The sequence below is a fragment of the Methylovulum psychrotolerans genome (assembly GCF_002923755.1).
Classification (GTDB): domain Bacteria; phylum Pseudomonadota; class Gammaproteobacteria; order Methylococcales; family Methylomonadaceae; genus Methylovulum; species Methylovulum psychrotolerans.
This window is the reverse complement of record NZ_PGFZ01000086.1, coordinates 1-778: the sequence shown is the minus strand read 5'-3', so window position 1 is coordinate 778 and position 778 is coordinate 1. Positions and strand designations below refer to the sequence as shown.

Here is a 778-nt window from a genome sequence, read left to right as displayed (position 1 = left end):
GCTTGGTTGAACCACGAGCGCCGCCGCGCCGTCGAGAGGAAGGCCCACAAACAAGCCAAACGCGACCGCAAGGCGGCGGCACACGTCCGCATGGCGATGGGTGCGCAACGCGACAAGCCCGCCCCCAAAACCACGCCGTCCGGCAACGGCAGAACCAACCAAATGTCACCCGTCGCCACGTTTTTAAGCAATGCCAGAGACATCCTCAAGCCCGACACCAGTTAAGCCCCGCTCCCCGCCATATCCGCGTATACCCCTCCCCATTTTCAAACCGTCCGACGCCGGTCACGGCCTTCTTTTGCCTGACGGTCAGGACATCACGCCAAACCTCGCCGGTTTCCGGCCACCCGCCCCCTAAAATAAACCGCCAACGCACGGAAAACCGCCATTACAGCCTAATGCGCATCATGCTATGCGTTTGACCCTGTCCGCCGCAACATTAAGTGTCGCCGCTTGTTTTGGGGAGGGTCACGGGAGGGCTTTAAGTGTCGGACGCCAAGGCGTTAAGTGACGGAACTTAAACAATCCTTTTTTCAGATCAAAGCAAGGGGGGTGAGATGTCGCCGGGAACCCCCCCCCCATAACCGTGCCGGTACGCCCAATACGGGGTTTTCCTGTCCAAGTAGGGGATTGCCGCCAATCATGCCGCAATAAACCCGGCACAGGCGGATTTAAGGTCTTAAGCAGGGATATTAATGATTAAATAAGAAATGCGGCATGGCGTCATTTGATGGGCTTTGAAAGGGTGTATTGATTCAGATGAAAGATGAAAATGGAC

1 protein-coding gene is annotated in these 778 nt (G+C 56.4%); it reads left to right on the top strand.

Features of this window, described 5'->3' with window-relative positions:
* On the top strand, nt 1-225 hold a 225-nt coding region (locus AADEFJLK_RS24910; protein ID WP_170065258.1), incomplete at its 5' end, for a hypothetical protein.
* Nucleotides 226-778 lie beyond the last annotated feature (553 nt).